The organism is uncultured Draconibacterium sp., from assembly GCF_913060805.1.
Classification (GTDB): domain Bacteria; phylum Bacteroidota; class Bacteroidia; order Bacteroidales; family Prolixibacteraceae; genus Draconibacterium.
Map to the genome: position 1 here is coordinate 39727 of NZ_CAJXTC010000018.1, position 18426 is coordinate 58152.

Below are 18426 nucleotides of genomic sequence, written 5' to 3' on the forward strand. Positions count from 1 at the left end.
AAAATAGAGATAAGAAGTTTAACCGGAAAATGATAAGTTGCCGTTTGCGGCGATTGTTAACGTGCTACCGTGCGAATCCTTTCGAATGGTGCTACGTTTTCAGTCTGTTCACTTTGTAAAATCCGAATTGTTTTTGTTAAACAGGAATAGTAACTTTAAACAAAAAAGAATCAACCCGTTGAATACGTACCCGAAAAAATGAGAATTAACTTCAAGGAAGAACAGAAATTTACCCAATGGTGGTTTGTGTGGTTGATAATAATATTGATAGCAATTATTCCAATCTACGGAATTTACAAGCAATTAATACTTGGAGACGAATTTGGCAATAATCCTATGTCCGACACTGGCCTTATTGTTTTTTCAATACTGATGTTCGCATTAATCGGGCTTTTTTTACTGATAAAATTGAAAACCACGATTAACGACAATGAAATTCGAATGAGCTTCTTTCCATTTGTGAAAAAGAAAATTAAATGGGATAAAATTAAGAAAGCAGAAGTTGTGAATTATGGATTTGTTGGCGGTTGGGGAATTCGAATTTGGACAAAATATGGTGTGGTGTATAATGTGAGAGGAAATAAAGGGTTGGCAATAGAGCTTTCGAATGGGAAAAAATTGTTAATCGGAACTCAAAAGGAGGCAGAGTTGAGACGAGCTATCGAAATGAAAATGAAGAAAATATAACCTATCTAATTATTATTTTAACCCTAAAAGTGAATGCATATGAGTACTAAATTAATTAATCAAACCTTAGGCTACCTTAAGCTATTTTCGGTGGCTGTAATTGTTGCAGCCGCAATAATGACACTTTTTACTAAAGATTCCTGGACGTACTCTGATCTTGAATCTTTGTTCGCGTATGTGTTGTTGATTGTTTTTTGCTTTTATCTGGTGCAAAGCGGATGGACACAAGTAAAAATGAAAAACCTCAGATCCAGATTCCTGGTTTTTATCGGCCTGTCGATTGGGGCTTTTATAGTTGCAATTTGCATTCTTTATATCGTAGAGAACGGAGTACTGAATTTCACCGTTATTCATATTATTATACTGGCACTTGTAACTTTTATGGTGAATGATGTTTTTCGTTTAAGAGCTCAAAGTCGAATCAAAAACTAATTATAAAGATATTGCTCACGGATTGGGGTATAATGTATTTGCCCTAAACATCTTAACATAACTTATAGCTTCTTAAGTCGGCTTAACATATTAATGTGTTTTCTTTGTTAGTATAAACGGCAATAAAATGAAAACCAAACTCACCTTCATCTTCATTATCATCGGCTTTATTGTAAATGCACAAAGTCCGCAAGTACAGGAATTGGGTAACCTTTACGGGGCCGGGAAATATGACCAGGTAATTAATAAGGTAAACGAATATTTAAAAACTGAGCCCGACAAAGTTGAATACAAGCTTATTTTGGGGCGGGCGCTGGCAGACATAGGTAACTATAACGAAGCAATACCACACCTGCAATTTGCTGTTGATAATGATAACGATAACTCGTGGATAAAAGCCTGGGGACTGGGCTATTTGGGTACTTGTTATTATATGCTTTCCGACTTTGAAAAATCGGAGTCGGCCTTAAAGTCGTGTATAAATGTAAATGCTACCAAAAATGCTACGAATTTCTCTGCCCGAAGAGTTGGGATTTTTGGATACGATAGCTGCTACAACAGCTGGACGATTAAAGAATCGAAAAATATTCGTTTTCATTTTCAAAACATGAGCGACTATGAAATTCAGCAATATATGGAGTCAAGAGAAAATGCTTTCGAAGAGATTAACACGTTTTTTGAAAGTTCATTACCTAAAAAGATCGACTTTTTTGTATGGAATTCGAGAGATGATGCAAAACAAATAGTACTTAGAGATTTGGGGTTTGCAGAACCTTCTTGCTGTATTATACACTCCTATTTTCAACAAAGCAGAGGACATGAGCTAACGCATGTGTTATCGCATTACACCTCGGGCATTTCTTCCAAAACCCGATTTATTAATGAAGGTACCGCTGTTTGTTTCGATCTATCAAATCAAAATAGATTAAAAAAGGTGAAATCTTGGATTAGAACAAATGATGAGAAAATTGAAATAAAGGAAATTTGGAAAAATGGAAGAGATTATCCTGAAGAAATATTATATCCTTTAGCCGGATTATTTGTGGAAGAACTTATTGAAAAGTATGGAAAGGAAAAGTACCTGGAATTGTTTAAGAATCAGACTTATGAAAATGCCCAGGTGGTATATGGCCTGGATTTTTTTCTGTTTATAAAAGAATTTGAAGAAAAAATTAATGTATAAACTATTTTGCCTAATTAGAGTCAGTCAGAATTACCAACAAATCCTATGAAAAGAATTATATTGACTAATGTATTTCGACTTCTGATTTTTGCTCTTGGATTCGCCCAGCCGGATTCAGCTCTTGTAAAAATTGAAGCAGAATTGGATAAATGGCAATCCATAATCGACACGCAGTTTGATAGCTGCGATAAACTGTACAAGTATTCTTGGGGGAGTGTTTATCAATTTTCTGAATGGACAAACAAAAGTAGTGATGTCGATTCTTTAGCCTTAACAAAAGTTGTATCGGTAATTGAACAAAGCAATTTAGGATACTTTGTAAATGTTGAAAGTCACTCCTTTTCCGGTGATTGGTTTATCAACACTGAATACTATTTCGATAAGTCAGGACAACTATATTTTGTGAATTGGAAAATGAATAGCTTTCACGCGGAAGAGCCTGTAACAGTTGAGAAAAGCTTATATTTTGGTTCTCAGGGAGAATTTATCCGCAAGTCAGAATCGGTGTATAAAATGAACACAAAAGAAGAAACTGAAATTGCATTTATGGACAGGGAGGTTGATTACAAACTATCGATTAGCGATATGGAGTTTTATAGCCACTGGGTGAATACTGAATGAATTTATTGGTTGAAGTCTCACGAGGTGTAGTGATATACACTATTCCGCAATATTAGAAAATGAAACAAATACTTATCTTATTAATTGGCGTATTCGGAGCACTGGTTTTCACCTTGTGTACAAAAATCGACAAGAGTGGAAACCAGGAGAAATATGAATCAGAGATAATTTCTCAAACGCTTCCTGAGTTGTTGCGCCCAAAATATCCACCGCCACCTCCTCCATTTGTAGGTACGGAAATAAGAAAGGCATTTAACGACAGCATTGAAAAGGTAAAAGCAGATTTCGAACGCAGAGTTGATACTACTGTTTTTATCGTCCATTTAAACGATAAATTAGTACTGCCCGACACCGCTGAATTCTCTCATCTTCAGGATTCAGCGTATAATGGGCTGCTAGGTAAATTACGCGCCGACACACTAAAACCAAAGTCGATTCAATTTTCAGTAATCGACAGTTTGTGTGAATATACATTGCAAGCGGAAAGGCCGCCTGAATTTAGGAAAATGGGATTTACTTACCTGGGATCAGCGTTTTACTCGAGAATGGTTTTTGACGCTAATTATACACATGCGCTGTTTTACTTTGTTGGTTATTGGGAAGTGGACGATGGCTCCGGAAGCTTAATCTATGTGGAGAATAAAAATGGAAAATGGGTGATTAAACGTCACTATGCAATTTGGATCTCATGATCAATCCAGACAATTCTCTAATAACAAAAACACCCTCCGCTCGCGCCGATCCGTCAGCCGACGGACGGTGTGTCTTCGGTAGAATTGAAATAAACAAACTGTCAGCCGCTGGCTGAGGTACGGATTCATCACTCCTTTCCGATGGCAAAAATTCAGCGGAAATATTGAATATAATTTTGTAACTTACCAATAGATCTTAAAACACCTTCTATTATGAAAAAAAATTATTTAATCCTTCTCACTCTATTCGCAGTTTTATTACTCTAATGTGGCCAATCTGGGAAAAACGATAAGTCCGACAGTACTGCTCCCAAAAAAGTTACTCCTGAAACATTTATAAGAGCTGAAACAGACAATATGTATACCCAAATGATTAAGAATGCCGGGGGTACAAACCAGTTTTTTCACTTCAGAACACCCACTCCTTTAGACAAACAAACCGTAATCAGAATGAATAGGGATGTATTGTATTCGGGTGGAGTTTTCGACTCGAAAGAAGGGCTTGAAATAACCTTCCCTGAAATGCCCGACACTCGTTATGCATCAGTTTATATTCTCGATAACGACCACTACGTTCAGGACATATTTTATAAACCGGGTGTGTATAATGTAAAGGGCAATACCAGGTTTTTGTATGTGATTGTTCGTGTTCAGGTGTATAATTCGCAGGATGCCGGGGAAGTTGAGATGGTAAATGGCCTGCAAGACCAATTTATTATCAAGTCGGTTACAAATGAAGAATTTCCTGAATTTACATGGGATAAGCAGTCGCTGGATTCGTTACGAAATGTCTATAATGCGGAAAGTGCCAACTATTCAAGTTGGAAAGGTATGCAAGGAAAACGTGGCGAAGTAAATGAAAAAACAAGGCATATTGCAGCAGCAGCAGCCTGGGGATTGTTGCCCGAAGAAGCGGCGACTTACTTAAACTACAAACCAAAAGAAAGCAACACGGATAAATGTTACACTGCTACCTATTCAATTCCTGAAAACAATGGATTTTGGTCGATTACGGTTTACGGTGCCGACGGCTATATTAAATCGGAAAATTGTCTGTTAAATGGCTCTAACGTTACGTTAAACGATGACAATACTTTTACGGTTTATTATGGATCGGAAGAAGCGTGTGGCGATGTGCCAAACAGGCTGGATGCTCCTGACGGGTGGAATATACTATTTCGGATTTACCGACCGGGTGAATCTGTTCTTGATGGTTCTTTTACCTTGCCCGAAGTGAATTAAATCATTTGTTCCCCCACTCCTCGCTACCGCGCGAATTCGTTCGCGTGGTGTTAGGACAATTCGGTAGAAATGAAATGATCAAATTGTTAGCTGCTGGCTGAGGTACGGATTACATCCCGATAAAAATTAAGACCTAAAATTACCTCCGAAGCGATGGTGAAACCATTTCGTGCAAGGGCATTATTCGCCAAATCGGTACAGCTATTTTGAAATCAATGCCGTATATTTGATAGACAAAACTGTTAATCCATGAAAATGAAAAGCATCCCGATACTCGCATTTCTGTTGATCTTGCCGGCTTTTTTATTCGCTCAGCAAGATTCATTGACCAATCAGAAAACCACGCCTTACGATCTGCTGTCGAGTTATTATACCGATAATTTCCATCCCTTTCAAAAAGGTAATTTTTATGTGGGCTTGGCTTTTTCGATAACCGATAAAAACCTTACCAACACCAATTACCTGATTCAAAAGGTTGTGGAAGGCGACCGGCTCGATTACAATTTATTGTTGAAAGGCGGTTATTATACCGGCGATTACGGAATGGCGATCATTAACTTAAATTATTTTCAGAATCGCTTTGGGGGCACTGTTTTTCAGGATCCCGACACGGTGCAGTCGAACACGCTAACGCGCGGATTTGCTGTTAGTCCGGGTTTTCGTTCGTCGGTGCCGTTAACAGCAAACGAGCGACTCAGTTTTTTCACCGAATTTGGTTTTACGTTGGGTGGCAGCAGCTCGCTTACCCGCGATGTAAAGAATATCGACGAGATTAATAAAAAACACAAAAAGGAGTTCACTTTTGGGCTGGGATTAAGTCCGGGTATTACCTTTTTTGCCATGGAGAATTTTGCTTTCGAGGTGCAGCTGAACAACGTTTTAGGCTACGAACTCAATGTTGCGAAAAGCAGCACCAACGATGGACCTGAATCGAAACAGGTGCGTCAGAATGTCGACTTTCGGATTAACCTGCTTTCGCTCGATCTGGGGCTGGCCTACTATTTCGGTGCCGATAAAAACAGGAAGGGGGCCCGCAAATGAAAAAGTCAGTATACATAACCGTAATTCTTTTGGTGCTGTTTTCCTGCGTTAAGGAAGATCATTTTGGGTTGTCGCCCTACGGAAATATTAAAAAGTTTCTGGTAAGCAACCAGGCCGGAAATGCCGTAATCGACAACGAAAATCAAACTGTAACCATCGAAATTCCCGGCGGTGTTGAGCTTTCGTCGCTGGTAATTCAGGAAATGGAACTTTCGTCGTTTGCCACTGCCGATAAAGCTGTTGGCGATGTCATCGACCTGAGTGACGAGGCAACCATAAATGTAATTGCCGAAGATGGCAGCGAGCACGCGTGGGCCATTGAATCGTTTGTGGCGTCGGCCACTCCGCAGCTCGATAACGGCGATTTAAATGCATGGTACAAAACCAGCTCCGATTATTACGAGCCCGGAGCCGATGCGGCGTCCACCATTTGGGGAACCGGGAATCAGGGCACGCAGATATTGGGGAAAATTGCAACAGCACCTTACGATTTGGGAAATAATAACCTGGCAGCGCGCATGGAAACATACGACCTGGGATTGGCAGGAGTGCCGTTAAAAACGCCGATTGCTGCAGGATCGCTGTTTACCGGTTATTTTGATTCGGATAAACTTGACCCTACCGACCCCGAAGCTGCAGTTATATTTGGAACGCCGTTTACCGGCCGACCCGTGAAAATCCGTTTTACTTATTCTTATGTTCCGGGTGCAGTGAATGAAGACCGATATGGTAATGTGCTGGATTACGACGACAGCTGCGATATTTACGCCTTTCTGGAAGTGCGTTTGGGCGGAGAAACACAACGTTTGGGAACGGCTTGGTTTAGGAGTAGTGAAGTACAATCAGAGCTCATCACAACTGATATGCCTGTAATTTACGGCCCGCTTGATGATTCGTATCCTGACTATATGAAACCTGAGGACGGGAATTTCGTGTCGGGCGATTCAGCAACTTACCTATTGCCAACACACATCTCTTTTGTAGCATCCTCGAGTTACGATGGGGCAAACTTTGCAGGTGCTGTCGGCAGTGTATTAATTGTTGACGACGTGGAATTGGTTTATGAGGAGGAATAAAAAAGACGGATTATCAACAGAGTGAATTTCGTCATCCTGAACTTGTTTCAGGATCTCAGTGGAATTGGAATGCATAGATTCTGAAATAAATTCAGAATGACGTTCTGGCGACTCCAGATACTTTCTCTTGTACCGTCTCAAAAATTATTATCCTGACTTATTCACTCTTTCCCCACGTCAAAACAATTACAATTCCCATCAGTCCCGTTATCACTGCATAAGCCAATGCATCAACAATTACGGCCCACACATTCAGCAATATATTGGTCATGGAATAAATAGCCAGGTCGGTAGTTAATGCGTACAAACCACCGAATAGAATGCCGATTTTTAAACCGTCGATCCATTTTTTTGCTTTTCCCCATTTTAAAAACAGGGTTTGAAGCAGGGAATAAGTAAGGTTGGAGAGAATGAGTGCCCACCAAACCATTTCGTTGTCTTTCAAATAAAAATCAGGATTGTAGTTGTTCGCCGAAAAATCCATGAGCAGAATTCCCCAAAACAGCCAGCCCAGAAAGAAAAAGGCAATGCCGCCAAAAATAGTTCCTCTTAGAATTTTCATGATGCAGTTGTTTAAAGTTTAGCTGTTTATTTTTTACGACAGATAACTTCAGAAGGTTGTATTGCGCCAATTTTCCAATTTTATGATCATCTTTTTAGCTTTTAGCTGCCGATCGGTGTAAAAAATTATACTTTTAACGATCCCAAAAATTTAATAATGAGAGTAACACTATTTTGCGTGCTGTTATTGGCGGCATTTACACTGAATGGATTTGCACAGCAGAGTGATAATGATTTGCGTTTAAAAACTTTTCACTCTATTTCGAGCAACGAGTTAATGGAGTTTGCAACCGAACTGAGTTCTGATAAATATGAGGGGCGTTTGTCGGGCACTCCGGAATATATGGAAGTGGCCAAATGGTGCGCTTCAAAGTTTGAAGAGTTTGGTGTAAAACCAGCAAATGGTGATAGTTACTTTCAGTATTTCCCGAACGAATATTCCGAGGTGAACTCACTGGGTTCGGTGGTTTATTTTAACGGAGATGAAAAAACATACCTCGATTTTCCGGAAGATTATTTACCCGGCTCCAACTCGGCGAGTGGCACCGTTCAGGCCGAACTGGTTTATGTTGGCCACGGAATTACTGCTCCGGAACTGGGTTACGACGACTATAAAAACGTAGATGTAAAAGGTAAAATTATCATTTTGGAAAGTGGGACACCTTATACCAAAAACGATGAAACACTGGCAAAATGGACGCCTTATGCTTATCACCGCTATAAATTCAGAAATGCAGTAAAACACGGTGCTGCCGGAATGATCTATGCCAGCAAACTGGCCAATCCGAACACGGTAAATCTCGAAGGTTTTGTTTATGCGCATGTGGATACAAAAGTGGTGACGCAAATTATGGCCGATGCCGGAAAAGATTACCAGCAGATTCGCGAGCAGTTGAAAAACATGGAAACGCCATCGTTTGAGCTTCCGGCAGAACAAAAAGTGTTTATCCGCGCCGAAACAAAATATTTCCCCGATGCGCAGGCTTGCAACGTGGTTGCAATGATCGAAGGTTCCGATCCAAAACTGAAAGATGAAGTTATAATTATTGGCGGTCACCTCGATGGGCAGGGTATAATGGGCGATGTTACCTTTTCCAGCGCACTCGATAATGCATCCGGAATCAGCGATATTCTGGGGGCTGCAAAAGCTTTGGCAACGTCAGAAGTAAAGCCTAAACGTTCGGTACTTTTTATTCTTATCGGTGGCGAGGAGTGTGGTTTGTACGGCTCGAAATATTACTGCGAAAATCCGCTCTTCCCTGTGGAGAAAACCAAAATGATGATCAACCTGGATATGGTTGGAAACGGCACCTCGTTTTTTATGTCGGGAGGAAAAACGCATTCGGCATTGTTCAATCATTTCGAGGATGCCAATAATAAGTACATCCACCGCGAGATGGGAGCTTCAGCAGTTAGCAAAAACTACGGACGACCTCGCTCCGATGCTTCAAATTTTGAAAATGTAGGCATAAAAACATTTGGCTTGTGGACTCGTAACTCGGTGTATCCGGTGCACTACCACATGCCCGCCGATAAAACAAATGTGCTAACTCCGGAGATTATGGAAGATGCCGCAAAACTGCTTTATTTGGGCGTTTTGGGCGTGGCAAACGACACAAAACTTTAGCAGCGGCAAAAATCGGTTCAACTTTTTATCGATTAGTCTTGTTACTGTGCTAATACTACTTGTGTGGCACCTATGAAATCGAAAAAAGAACACTTTAAACGAACCCTACTCGATCTGGCGAACAGAAAAGATCTCGTTCCGGGGATATACAACTATTGCGATCGTTGGTGCGAACGTTGTACCATGACGCAGAAATGTTTGACCTATTTGCACGAACAGGAAAACAAAATTGAAGAGGATTCGCTAAATCCCGATGAGGAGAACAAAAACTTTTGGGATCAGATCCGCCTGGCATGGGAAGTGACCATGGAAATGATTGAAGAGGATGCCGACAAAGAGGGGATCGACCTTAGTGATGTTGAAGATATTGAATTGCCCGAGCACATTGAGACGCCATTGGAAGTACAAGCGCGGAATTACGGAATCAACATTCATAAATGGATGAATAAGCACAAAGAGCTTTTTTCAGAGAAAGCTGAAAAGCTGGTGATGATAGACGACGATGCTTCGATGATAAAATACCGCGACGCCGCCGAGGTAATTCAGTGGTACAGTGCTTTTATCGGGGCTAAAGTTCATCGTGCTCATCTGGAGTTGGAGCAGCGGCAAAACGACCCCCACGATGAATACGGTTTATACGCCGACAACCTGGGATCGGCAAAAATTGCCATTATTGCCGTTAAACGATCGATGGATGCACTGTCAGTATTCTACTCCGGTTTTAGTGAAATGGAAGACGAAATCCTGCAGTTTTTACTCGAACTTTCGCAGATAAAAAAGCAAATGCTAAAAACATTTCCGGGCGTAATGGAATTCAAACGTCCGGGTTTTGATGATTAATTTCCAATCTTTCCTTGTATCCTGCTACTTCTGTATTATTTTCACGTCAGAAAATACTCAACATGGAATTTGAAGGCAACATACGAAAAATGATTACCGAGCTTAATGCGCCGGTAAAATATACGCTGCCCATTGGCGACGAAAAAATTGATATGAATGCGCTGATCGGGAAAGAAATCTCGATGAAATTCGACGGGCAGATTAATTGTGTGTCGTGCGGGAAGAAAACGAAAACATCGTTTAGCCAGGGATTTTGCTACAACTGTCTTCAAACCGCTCCCGAAGCAAGTGAATCAATCATTCGCCCCGAGTTGTCGAAAGCACATTTGGGAATTGCACGCGATATGGAATGGGCCAAAAAACACGACTTGATCGACCATTTTGTATACCTGGCCGTGTCGAGCGCTTTAAAAGTTGGTGTTACCCGCGGTCATCAAATTCCAACGCGCTGGATCGATCAGGGAGCCAGTTATGCCATTAAAATTGCCAAAACGCCAAACCGTCATATTGCCGGTGTTATCGAGGTATTTTTGAAGGATCATTTTACCGATAAAACCAACTGGCGGTCGATGTTGAAAAACGAAGTCTTGGCAGATTTTGATCTGGCCGCAGAAAAGGAACGTATTGCCAATCTGCTTCCTTTGGAATTACAGAAGTACATGGATACGGAAAATGAGGTGACGGAAATAAATTACCCGGTTGAGCAGTTTCCTATGAAAATAAAAAGTATTGGTTTTGATAAACTACCTGAAATTACCGGAACATTGGCCGGTATAAAAGGGCAGTATTTAATCTTTGATGATAGTCGGGTACTGAATATCCGGAAACACAATGGTTACTTTTTGCGGGTAGCGATGTAGTTCATCAGTTCGATAAGCGATTCGCGAGCTTCACAATCCGGGAATTCCTGTAGGCCGGCAATTGCCCGGTCTTTAAACTCATTCATTTTTTGCTCGGCGTACTCAAGGCCGCCTTTTTCGGTTACCAGCTGAATCAGTTCTTCAACAACTGCTGAACTGTTATTCTTGCGTTTTATCAGCCTCAGAATACGTTTCCGTTCCGAACGGTCGGCTTCATTTAATACGTGCAGTAACGGCAGCGTGATTTTCTTTTCCTTAATGTCGTTGCCCGTTGGTTTGCCCAGCAAACCTTTCGACTGGTAATCGAAAATATCGTCTTTTATCTGGAAAGCAATTCCGGCATCTTGCCCAATGCTGTACATTTTTTCAATGATCACTTCGTCGTCAACTGCCGATGCAGCGCCAATGGCCATGCTTGTTGCAATTAACGAAGCTGTTTTTTTGCGGATGATCTCGAAATAGGTTTCATCGTCGATGTCGAGTTTGCGGCTCTTTTTCATCTGCAGGATTTCTCCTTCGGCCATATCCTGAACCGCACGCGAAATCAAATGCAGGAAATTGTATTTTTTGCTTTCGAGTTGCAATAGCAGTCCGCGGGCCAGAATATAATCGCCCACCAAAACGGCCAGTTTGTTTTTCCAAAGTGCCTTTACCGAAAACGACCCGCGGCGCTCGTACGACTCGTCAACAACATCGTCGTGTACCAGCGTGGCGGTGTGCAATAATTCAACAGAACAAGCCGCTAATTTCGAAGATTCATTGGTTCCGCCGTGCAATTTTGCCGATAAGAACACAAACATGGGGCGAAGTTGCTTGCCTTTGGTGCGATAAAGGAAGTTTAAAACGGTTGCCAGCAAAGGAATATCGCTCTGCAACGATTTCTTAAAATAAGGCTCAAAATCATGCAGTTCCTGTTCAATGGGGGCCTTTATTTTCTTTATCGTGGTCATTCCTTTTTCCGCTTCTCTTTCGATGAACGAACTTAGAATAATTTTAAATAAAAACAGACATTTTATTTAAAAATTCTAAAAATTACGGATTTTGTACAAATGTTAGATATCCGCACGCAAAAAAGCAGTAAACAAGTCTCAAATATTTATATATTTGCATTTTTAAAGGTATAACCATGGTAGATATCAAGGAGATAAACGTCGAACGTTTGGAGGTTGCTGCCAGTATGCTGAAAGCAATGGCGCACCCGATGCGAATTGCGATTTTGAAGCATCTGGAGGGAGGAAAAAAATTAACTGTTACCGAGATTCACGAACTGCTAAAAATTGAGCAGTCAACCACATCGCATCACTTGGGCATTTTGCGCGACAAAGGTGTTTTGTGCTCGAAGCGCGAAGGAAAGAATACGTATTATTACCTGAGATACAATATTTTAAGCCAGATTGTTGATTGCCTGGAAACCTGCACCTGCGATTAAAAGAATTTATTACGATAGGAAAAACCGCTGATTAAGATCAAGCGGTTTTTTTATGCAATAATTTTAAAGGTTTTCTTATTTTGTAGATCATTTTTATGATTCAATAGCCCGGATATTTTAATCTAATTTTTCAACTAATTTGAAAATCGACCATTTCATAAGAAAGTACGGAAGCATACTATTATTTGCTGTGTGTATTGTAGCCTTTTGGCAGGTTGCATTCCTTCAAAATGGGATGAAATGGGATTTTGTGGATGCCTATTTACCGGCACGTTACTTTTTATCTGAAGCAGTTTTAAATAATGTTTTTCCGTTTTGGAATCCTTACATGTTGTATGGCGTGCCCTTTTATGCCGATCTGGTTTCTGTTTTTAATCCCGAATTTTGGCTGGTTGCGAACATGTTTGGTTATTCGAATATTACCCTTCAATATGTTTTTTTAGCATATGTATTTTTTGCCGGGATCAACTTCAGGTATTTTTTGCAACGATTCAAGGTAGACGAATCGCTGGGGCTTTCCTTGGCAATTGCTTACATGCTTTCCGGTTTCACGGTGGGCAATGCACAACATCTTGGGTTTATTGCCGGATATGCATTGTTCCCCCTTGTTGTTGCCGCTTATGTGCAGTTTGTCTGGCAGCCCGAAACAAAAAGTTTGGTGCGCATGAGCCTCGTATTTTTATTGATGGTTTTTGCCAGCTACCCGGGCATTACAATAATACTTTCCTATTTGTTGCTGGGTATCTTTACCTACTATTTGGTTTTGTCCATCAAGAGAAAAGAGAATGTTAAGCGGCTGCTTGTTTTTCATCTCATTTTGGCTGGTATTGTACTTGTTGGAAGTTCCGTATTGCTGTTGGCTTATTCGCAGGCGCAACCCTATTTAAGTCGTTATTCAGGATTAACGCTCGAAGCCGTTTTAAGGCACCCGTTCACTTTGCGCTCATTTTGGTCGTTCTTATTTCCATTCAGTACAACAACCGATGTGGTTTACTTCAACACCGATCCGTCCATGTCGAACGCATATTTCGGACTATTCGGATTTGTATTATTGGTTCATGCGCTAAGCGGTAAAATAAAACAAAAACTAGGGGTTGTCTTTTTGCTGTTTGCGGTATTAGCTTTGTTTACCGCATTGGGCAACCAGTTCTTTTTAAGGGAATTTCTGTACGATTATTTCCCTTTCATGAACATGTTTAAATATCCATCGATTTTTAGAGCATTGAGCATATTTGGTTTTCTAACTTATGCGGGGCTTAATTGTAAACTCAATGATTTTACATCGGTGGATAAAAAGAAGCTATTGGCTATTGTTGGTCTGGTGGTAATCTTTATTCTTTTTGTACTTGCTCGATCGGCGGGCAAGCTCGAATCTGCTGGTCTTTTTGATTTTAATTTATCATTGGCCGATCGTTTAGAAACGGCGACAATTAATGAAGCTTTTATTTTGCAGGGCATCATTCATTTGTTGTTGTTGGGATGCTTTTTTCTGGTATTAGTTCTCGGCAGCAAACAGAAATATTTGCCTGTGGTATTTGTAATCCTGTTTGCCTTTGATGGAATTATTTCAGCACAGCTGAATTTGCATTACACGGTTGTTAGTAATATTGATCCTATTGTATTTCAAGAGTATTTAGATTCTGAACCCAAAGGATTTCCTATTCCTGAACTGCATCCGATTGGCGAAAATTCAGACAAAAATGCATCAGGTAAATTTACCTGGAGAAATAACAATGTGTTCCCCAAGCGTCCCACTTTCGATGGGTTGGTTTCTTTTAAAACCGATGGTTACTCAAGATTGAGTGATGATTTTCCGGAGCTACTGGAAATGTTGAAAAAGCAGCCACTTTTTTTCTTTTCCGACGATGTAAGGGAAAACGCCGACACGGTTAATATTGGCCCGAAAACCATTTTGTTGGAATCTTCCGACTTGCAAAATATCAAAGGGAAAACGCTGCAACATCATCAATCAGACCAGTTGGAAATAAAGAGCTTTTCTCCGAACAAAATCGTTGTACACACCAAAACACAAAGTGAACAACTGCTGGTTTTTCAACAAAATTACTTTTCGGGTTGGAAAGTGGCTATCGACGGAAAAGTGCAGAAAATAGTTCAGGCAAACTATGCTTTAATGGGCACGCTCATTCCTGCAGGAGAGCATGTCGTTCAGTTCAGTTACAGTAATAGGCTTATAATCGTGTTTTTTGTTGTGTCGATTTTGGTAATGCTGGTTTTGGCTAGTCTGATGATTTTTATACATTGGAAAGAGTATTCAAAACACCGGAGAATGATACTGTTGCTGGTTGTTGGATTTATGCTGCTTTTTGTTGTCTTTAGCGTAATTAACAGGTGGCACTATCATAGAAGTAAAAGCAGATTATTGCCCGAAATCATACAAGAATTCGAAGCCGTAAAAAACACCGATGTAACCACCTTTTTGAGTTATGCTTCAAATTCTCAGGTTGAGGTTCCCAATGTCGATCATCAGTTTTATTTGGATGACAATATGAATGTGGCCGCTTTTGGTAAGTTGCTGGCCGAAACGCACTCGCAGCAATTTGCGCTTTCCTGGGTAAATGGTGCCATTAGCAAAGAGGTGAAAGCACTTTTTACCTCCTACTTCCCGACTGTTGAAAAAGAGATGATTTCCGGAAACTCTGGATTTATTCTGGCCGGAAAAGGCGATAATGCAGTTTCAGAGTTTGATGAGAATTTTGAGCAGGGAACAACGTCCTTATGGAAAACAGATAAAAATAGAATTAAAATCGACTCTATTTCTGCAGATAGATATTACACCTTTATGCCAACTCAAAAATGGGGGACTGAATTGAAAATTATCGTTGATGAGGCGATTAAAGATCTGCAAAAAATAACGGTATCGGGTGATTTACGATTCCCTGAAAAATTTGCTGAGGTAAATATGGTTATTTCCGTATCGCGGGGGAAAGAGGAATTGGATTATTATACCCGAAAGGTTAGTGATTTCACTTATGGTTCAGGAGTCTGGTCGCGTTTTGCGGTGATAAAAACTGTTGATTTTGATTTGCTTTCGGGAGATGTAATTCATATTTATTTATGGAATAGAACACAAGCCCGGTTTGATGTTGATAACCTAAAAGTGGAAATGTGTAATGGTAATGAGAAGCTATTCCCGAATGTGCCTGCAAAGTAGAGCCATTTTCTTATTTTTACCTAAAATTATTCGATTATGAAGCTCGTTTTTGCGACAAACAACAAACACAAACTGGAAGAATTGCAGGCTATTTTGGGCAATCATTTTTCCCTGCTTAGCTTAAAAGATATTGAATGTTTCGACGAAATTCCTGAGGAACAGCCCACATTGGAAGGAAATGCCAGCCAAAAAGCTTTTTATATTTATGATAAATTTAAAATAGACTGTTTTGCCGACGACACCGGACTGGAAATTGAAGCCCTGAACGGTGAGCCCGGAGTTTTTTCGGCACGTTATGCCGGCGAAGACAAAAATCCGGAGGCGAACATGCAGAAGGTGCTCGAAAAACTGGCTAAAATAAATGAACGGAAAGCACGTTTTAGAACTGTAATTTCGCTGGTTATTGACGGCGAAGAGACACAATTTGAAGGCATTGTAAACGGCGAAATTCTGAAGGAAAAACGTGGAGGTTCGGGATTTGGTTACGATCCTATTTTTAAACCCGACGGTTTCGATCAGTCGTTTGCCGAAATGGGCCTCGAAGATAAAAACAAGATCAGTCACCGCGGAAGAGCCGTACAAAAACTGGTCGACTATTTAAAAAAGCTGGATTAAATGATGAGAAGATTTATACTTTCTATACTTATTTTACTGTTGTTTTTTGTTTCGCAAGCCCAGCGCGAACAGGGTTCGTGGCAAGATTATCTTTCGTATAATAATGCCAGCAAAATTGCGGTTTCGTCCGATAAGGTTTTCTGCGTTACCGAGGGCGGACTGTTTTATTACGACCTGGAAGACAATAGCGTAAATAAGTTTGGCGATGCCATTGAGTTGTCCGATTTTGGGGTAAGCACCATTGCTTACAGCGAAGCGAACAATGTGCTGGTAATTGCTTATTCTAACAGTAATATCGATTTGCTTTTCGATGATGGCGAGGTGGTTAACCTGTCGGACATAAAACGAAAAACTATTGCCGGAAATAAGGTCATCAACAATATTTCTTTCTCAGGAAATGAGGCCTATCTGGCCTGTGGTTTTGGTATTGTAGTGCTCGATCTTGATCGTCAGGAAGTAAAAGATACGTATTACATCGGCGATGGCGGATCGTCGGTGGAAGTGAATGATATAGAAACCGATTACAGTTCGATTTTTGCCGCTACCAACGAGGGAATTTACCGGGCCGATAAAAATGAGCCGAACCTGGCCAATTTTGCCAACTGGATTCATGTGGATGATATTCCGCACCCTGATGGTATCTTTAATCAGCTGGTTTATCATGCTGGCAATATTATTGCCAATTATGCAGCCGGCGAGTGGTATCAGGACGAAATGTATATTCTTGACAACAACAGCTGGGAGCCCTACAATTCACCCATTCATTATGCTTTTGATATGCAGAGCAGTGGTGGGTATCTTATCATTGCCAGCCGCGAAGTGGTGTTTATCATCGACAGTAATCATTCGCTAATTGGACGGATTGATACCTACGAATTTGGTAACAGAACAGAAGATAGTATCGACCCAAGAAGTGCAGGTGTGTCTGCCGACGGCTCGATTTGGATTGCTGATAACAACGAAGTTTTGGTGCGCTATTATGGTGAAAGTTTTGAGCAAACCTTGCCTCCGGGACCGATTAATAATAACATGTTTTTTGTAGGTGCTTTTAACTCGGAAGTCTGGATGACACCGGGTAGTACGGTCGGTTATGTCAGGCCACTCTTTCAGCGTTTTGGCAACGATGGCTGGACGTATTTTACCGAAGAAACACATCCTGAACTGACAGGATTTCATAACATTCTGGCTATTGAAGTTGATCCCCGCGATCCGGATCATTTTTTTGTAGCCAGCTGGGGAGGTGGATTGTTGGAATATCGTAACGATGAGCTGGTGGAACGGTATTATAACCTGAACAGCCCACTGGAAACAGCTTTGCCGGAACAACCCAACGAACCGTTTACACGTGTTGGCGGTATGAGTTTCGACTCGGAAGGAAATCTGTGGGTTAACAATGCCGAGTGCGCACATAACCTGCATAAGTTAACGCCATCGGGCGAGTGGGAGTCGTTTGAATTGCCCGAAATCGCCAACAGATACAATGTTTCAGATATTATCGTGAATGAAAACGATGACAAATGGATGCTCATTCCGGGAGGACATGATGCCTACGTGATTAATAAAACCGGCGACCAGAAAAGAAGATTATTGGTGCAGACCTATTTTAGTAATGGTACCGACAATATTATTACCCCGATGCATGATGTTTTCTCCATTGCAGAAGATCGGGAAGGGGCTATTTGGATTGGCAGTTCGCAAGGTGTGGCGGTGTATAGCAATCCGTCGCGTATTTGGAATTCGGAGACCTTTTATGCCACTCATCCGGGACTTGATTTGAATGACGGTATTTACCATCCGCTGTTGGAAACCGAAACTGTTACTGCCATTGCCGTTGACGGTGCTAACCGGAAATGGCTGGGAACACAGAACTCAGGAGTGTTTTTGGTATCGGAGACGGGTGAAGCTGAAGTGTTACATTTTACAACTGAAAACAGCCCGTTGCTTTCGAATAATATTCTGTCGATTGCAATTAATCAGAAAAGCGGCGAGGTGTTTTTTGGAACCGATAAGGGACTGATCTCCTATCAGGGTGAAGCCACAGGAGGAGCGGACACCTACAGCGATGTTTACGTTTATCCAAATCCGGTGCGCGAAACCTACGATGGTCCGGTTACAATTGCCGGATTGATTGAAAATACTGATGTAAAAATTACCGACATCAGCGGAAACCTGGTGTATAAAACAACTTCATTTGGCGGGCAGGCCGTTTGGGACGGAAAGAACCTGAACGGCAACCGTGTAAAAACCGGTGTTTACCTGGTATTTTGTAACGATGAAAATGGGGAAGAAACCCACATCACAAAAATATTGTTCATCCATTGATCAGGATTCAACAGAAGTTTAACTGA

Annotated in this window: 17 protein-coding genes; 15 read left to right on the forward strand and 2 right to left on the reverse strand. The window is 41.0% G+C overall.

The window, feature by feature from the left end:
• Positions 1-198 precede the first annotated feature (198 nt).
• The 8 genes from QZ576_RS12415 to QZ576_RS12450 all read left to right on the forward strand — a co-directional run bounded on the left by QZ576_RS12415 (position 199) and on the right by QZ576_RS12450 (position 6974).
• Positions 199-687 carry a hypothetical protein gene (locus QZ576_RS12415; RefSeq protein ID WP_297097623.1) on the forward strand — a complete coding sequence of 163 codons (489 nt, stop codon included), beginning with the start codon at positions 199-201 and terminating at the stop codon, positions 685-687.
• Positions 688-726: 39 nt separating this feature from the next.
• Positions 727-1119: a hypothetical protein gene (locus tag QZ576_RS12420; protein WP_297097624.1), complete on the forward strand. Its 393-nt coding sequence runs from the start codon at positions 727-729 to the stop codon at positions 1117-1119.
• Positions 1120-1246: 127 nt separating this feature from the next.
• Positions 1247-2302 (forward strand): M48 family metallopeptidase, encoded by a 1056-nt coding sequence (locus tag QZ576_RS12425; RefSeq protein ID WP_297097625.1) that lies wholly within the window; start codon positions 1247-1249, stop codon positions 2300-2302.
• Positions 2303-2347: 45 nt separating this feature from the next.
• Positions 2348-2923 carry a hypothetical protein gene (locus QZ576_RS12430; protein WP_297097626.1) on the forward strand — a complete coding sequence of 192 codons (576 nt, stop codon included), beginning with the start codon at positions 2348-2350 and terminating at the stop codon, positions 2921-2923.
• Positions 2924-2982: 59 nt separating this feature from the next.
• Positions 2983-3615: a hypothetical protein gene (locus QZ576_RS12435; RefSeq protein WP_297097627.1), complete on the forward strand. Its 633-nt coding sequence runs from the start codon at positions 2983-2985 to the stop codon at positions 3613-3615.
• A 369-nt stretch (positions 3616-3984) separates the two neighbouring features.
• Positions 3985-4857 (forward strand): DUF1254 domain-containing protein, encoded by an 873-nt coding sequence (locus QZ576_RS12440; protein ID WP_297097728.1) that lies wholly within the window; start codon positions 3985-3987, stop codon positions 4855-4857.
• A gap of 249 nt (positions 4858-5106) precedes the next feature.
• On the forward strand, positions 5107-5898 hold the full coding sequence (locus QZ576_RS12445) for a hypothetical protein (protein WP_297097628.1): 792 nt from the start codon (positions 5107-5109) through the stop codon (positions 5896-5898).
• Complete coding sequence (locus QZ576_RS12450; protein ID WP_297097629.1) at positions 5895-6974, forward strand: PCMD domain-containing protein; 1080 nt, start codon at positions 5895-5897, stop codon at positions 6972-6974. The genes QZ576_RS12445 and QZ576_RS12450 overlap by 4 nt, the downstream gene beginning before the upstream one ends.
• Positions 6975-7131: 157 nt before the next feature.
• Here QZ576_RS12450 and QZ576_RS12455 read toward each other — a convergent pair whose 3' ends face one another.
• A complete protein-coding gene (locus QZ576_RS12455) occupies positions 7132-7536 on the reverse strand; it encodes a hypothetical protein (RefSeq protein ID WP_297097630.1) in 405 nt (134 codons plus the stop codon).
• 156 nt (positions 7537-7692) lie between these two features.
• Between QZ576_RS12455 and QZ576_RS12460 the strand changes: the two genes are divergently transcribed.
• From QZ576_RS12460 to QZ576_RS12470, 3 genes are all read left to right on the forward strand, one after another.
• Positions 7693-9162 (forward strand): M28 family peptidase, encoded by a 1470-nt coding sequence (locus tag QZ576_RS12460; RefSeq protein WP_297097632.1) that lies wholly within the window; start codon positions 7693-7695, stop codon positions 9160-9162.
• 72 nt (positions 9163-9234) lie between these two features.
• Positions 9235-10002, forward strand: a complete 768-nt coding sequence (locus QZ576_RS12465) for a hypothetical protein (protein WP_297097634.1) — start codon at positions 9235-9237, stop codon at positions 10000-10002.
• 62 nt (positions 10003-10064) lie between these two features.
• Entirely contained in the window at positions 10065-10862 is a 798-nt protein-coding gene (locus tag QZ576_RS12470; protein ID WP_297097636.1) for a DUF2797 domain-containing protein, read from the forward strand.
• Here QZ576_RS12470 and QZ576_RS12475 read toward each other — a convergent pair.
• Positions 10838-11812 carry a polyprenyl synthetase family protein gene (locus QZ576_RS12475; protein ID WP_297097638.1) on the reverse strand — a complete coding sequence of 325 codons (975 nt, stop codon included), beginning with the start codon at positions 11810-11812 and terminating at the stop codon, positions 10838-10840. The two genes, QZ576_RS12470 and QZ576_RS12475, sit on opposite strands and share 25 nt — an antisense overlap.
• A gap of 176 nt (positions 11813-11988) precedes the next feature.
• Between QZ576_RS12475 and QZ576_RS12480 the strand changes: the two genes are divergently transcribed.
• From QZ576_RS12480 to QZ576_RS12495, 4 genes are all read left to right on the forward strand, one after another.
• On the forward strand, positions 11989-12291 hold the full coding sequence (locus tag QZ576_RS12480; RefSeq protein ID WP_045025876.1) for a helix-turn-helix transcriptional regulator: 303 nt from the start codon (positions 11989-11991) through the stop codon (positions 12289-12291).
• A gap of 235 nt (positions 12292-12526) precedes the next feature.
• The gene (locus QZ576_RS12485; RefSeq protein WP_297097641.1) at positions 12527-15463 is read left to right on the forward strand and encodes a YfhO family protein; all 2937 of its coding nucleotides are present in this window, start codon (positions 12527-12529) and stop codon (positions 15461-15463) included.
• Positions 15464-15499: 36 nt separating this feature from the next.
• On the forward strand, positions 15500-16078 hold the full coding sequence (locus QZ576_RS12490; RefSeq protein ID WP_297097644.1) for a non-canonical purine NTP diphosphatase: 579 nt from the start codon (positions 15500-15502) through the stop codon (positions 16076-16078).
• The gene (locus tag QZ576_RS12495) at positions 16079-18400 is read left to right on the forward strand and encodes a two-component regulator propeller domain-containing protein (RefSeq protein ID WP_297097646.1); all 2322 of its coding nucleotides are present in this window, start codon (positions 16079-16081) and stop codon (positions 18398-18400) included. It begins immediately after the preceding gene.
• Positions 18401-18426: the final 26 nt, after the last annotated feature.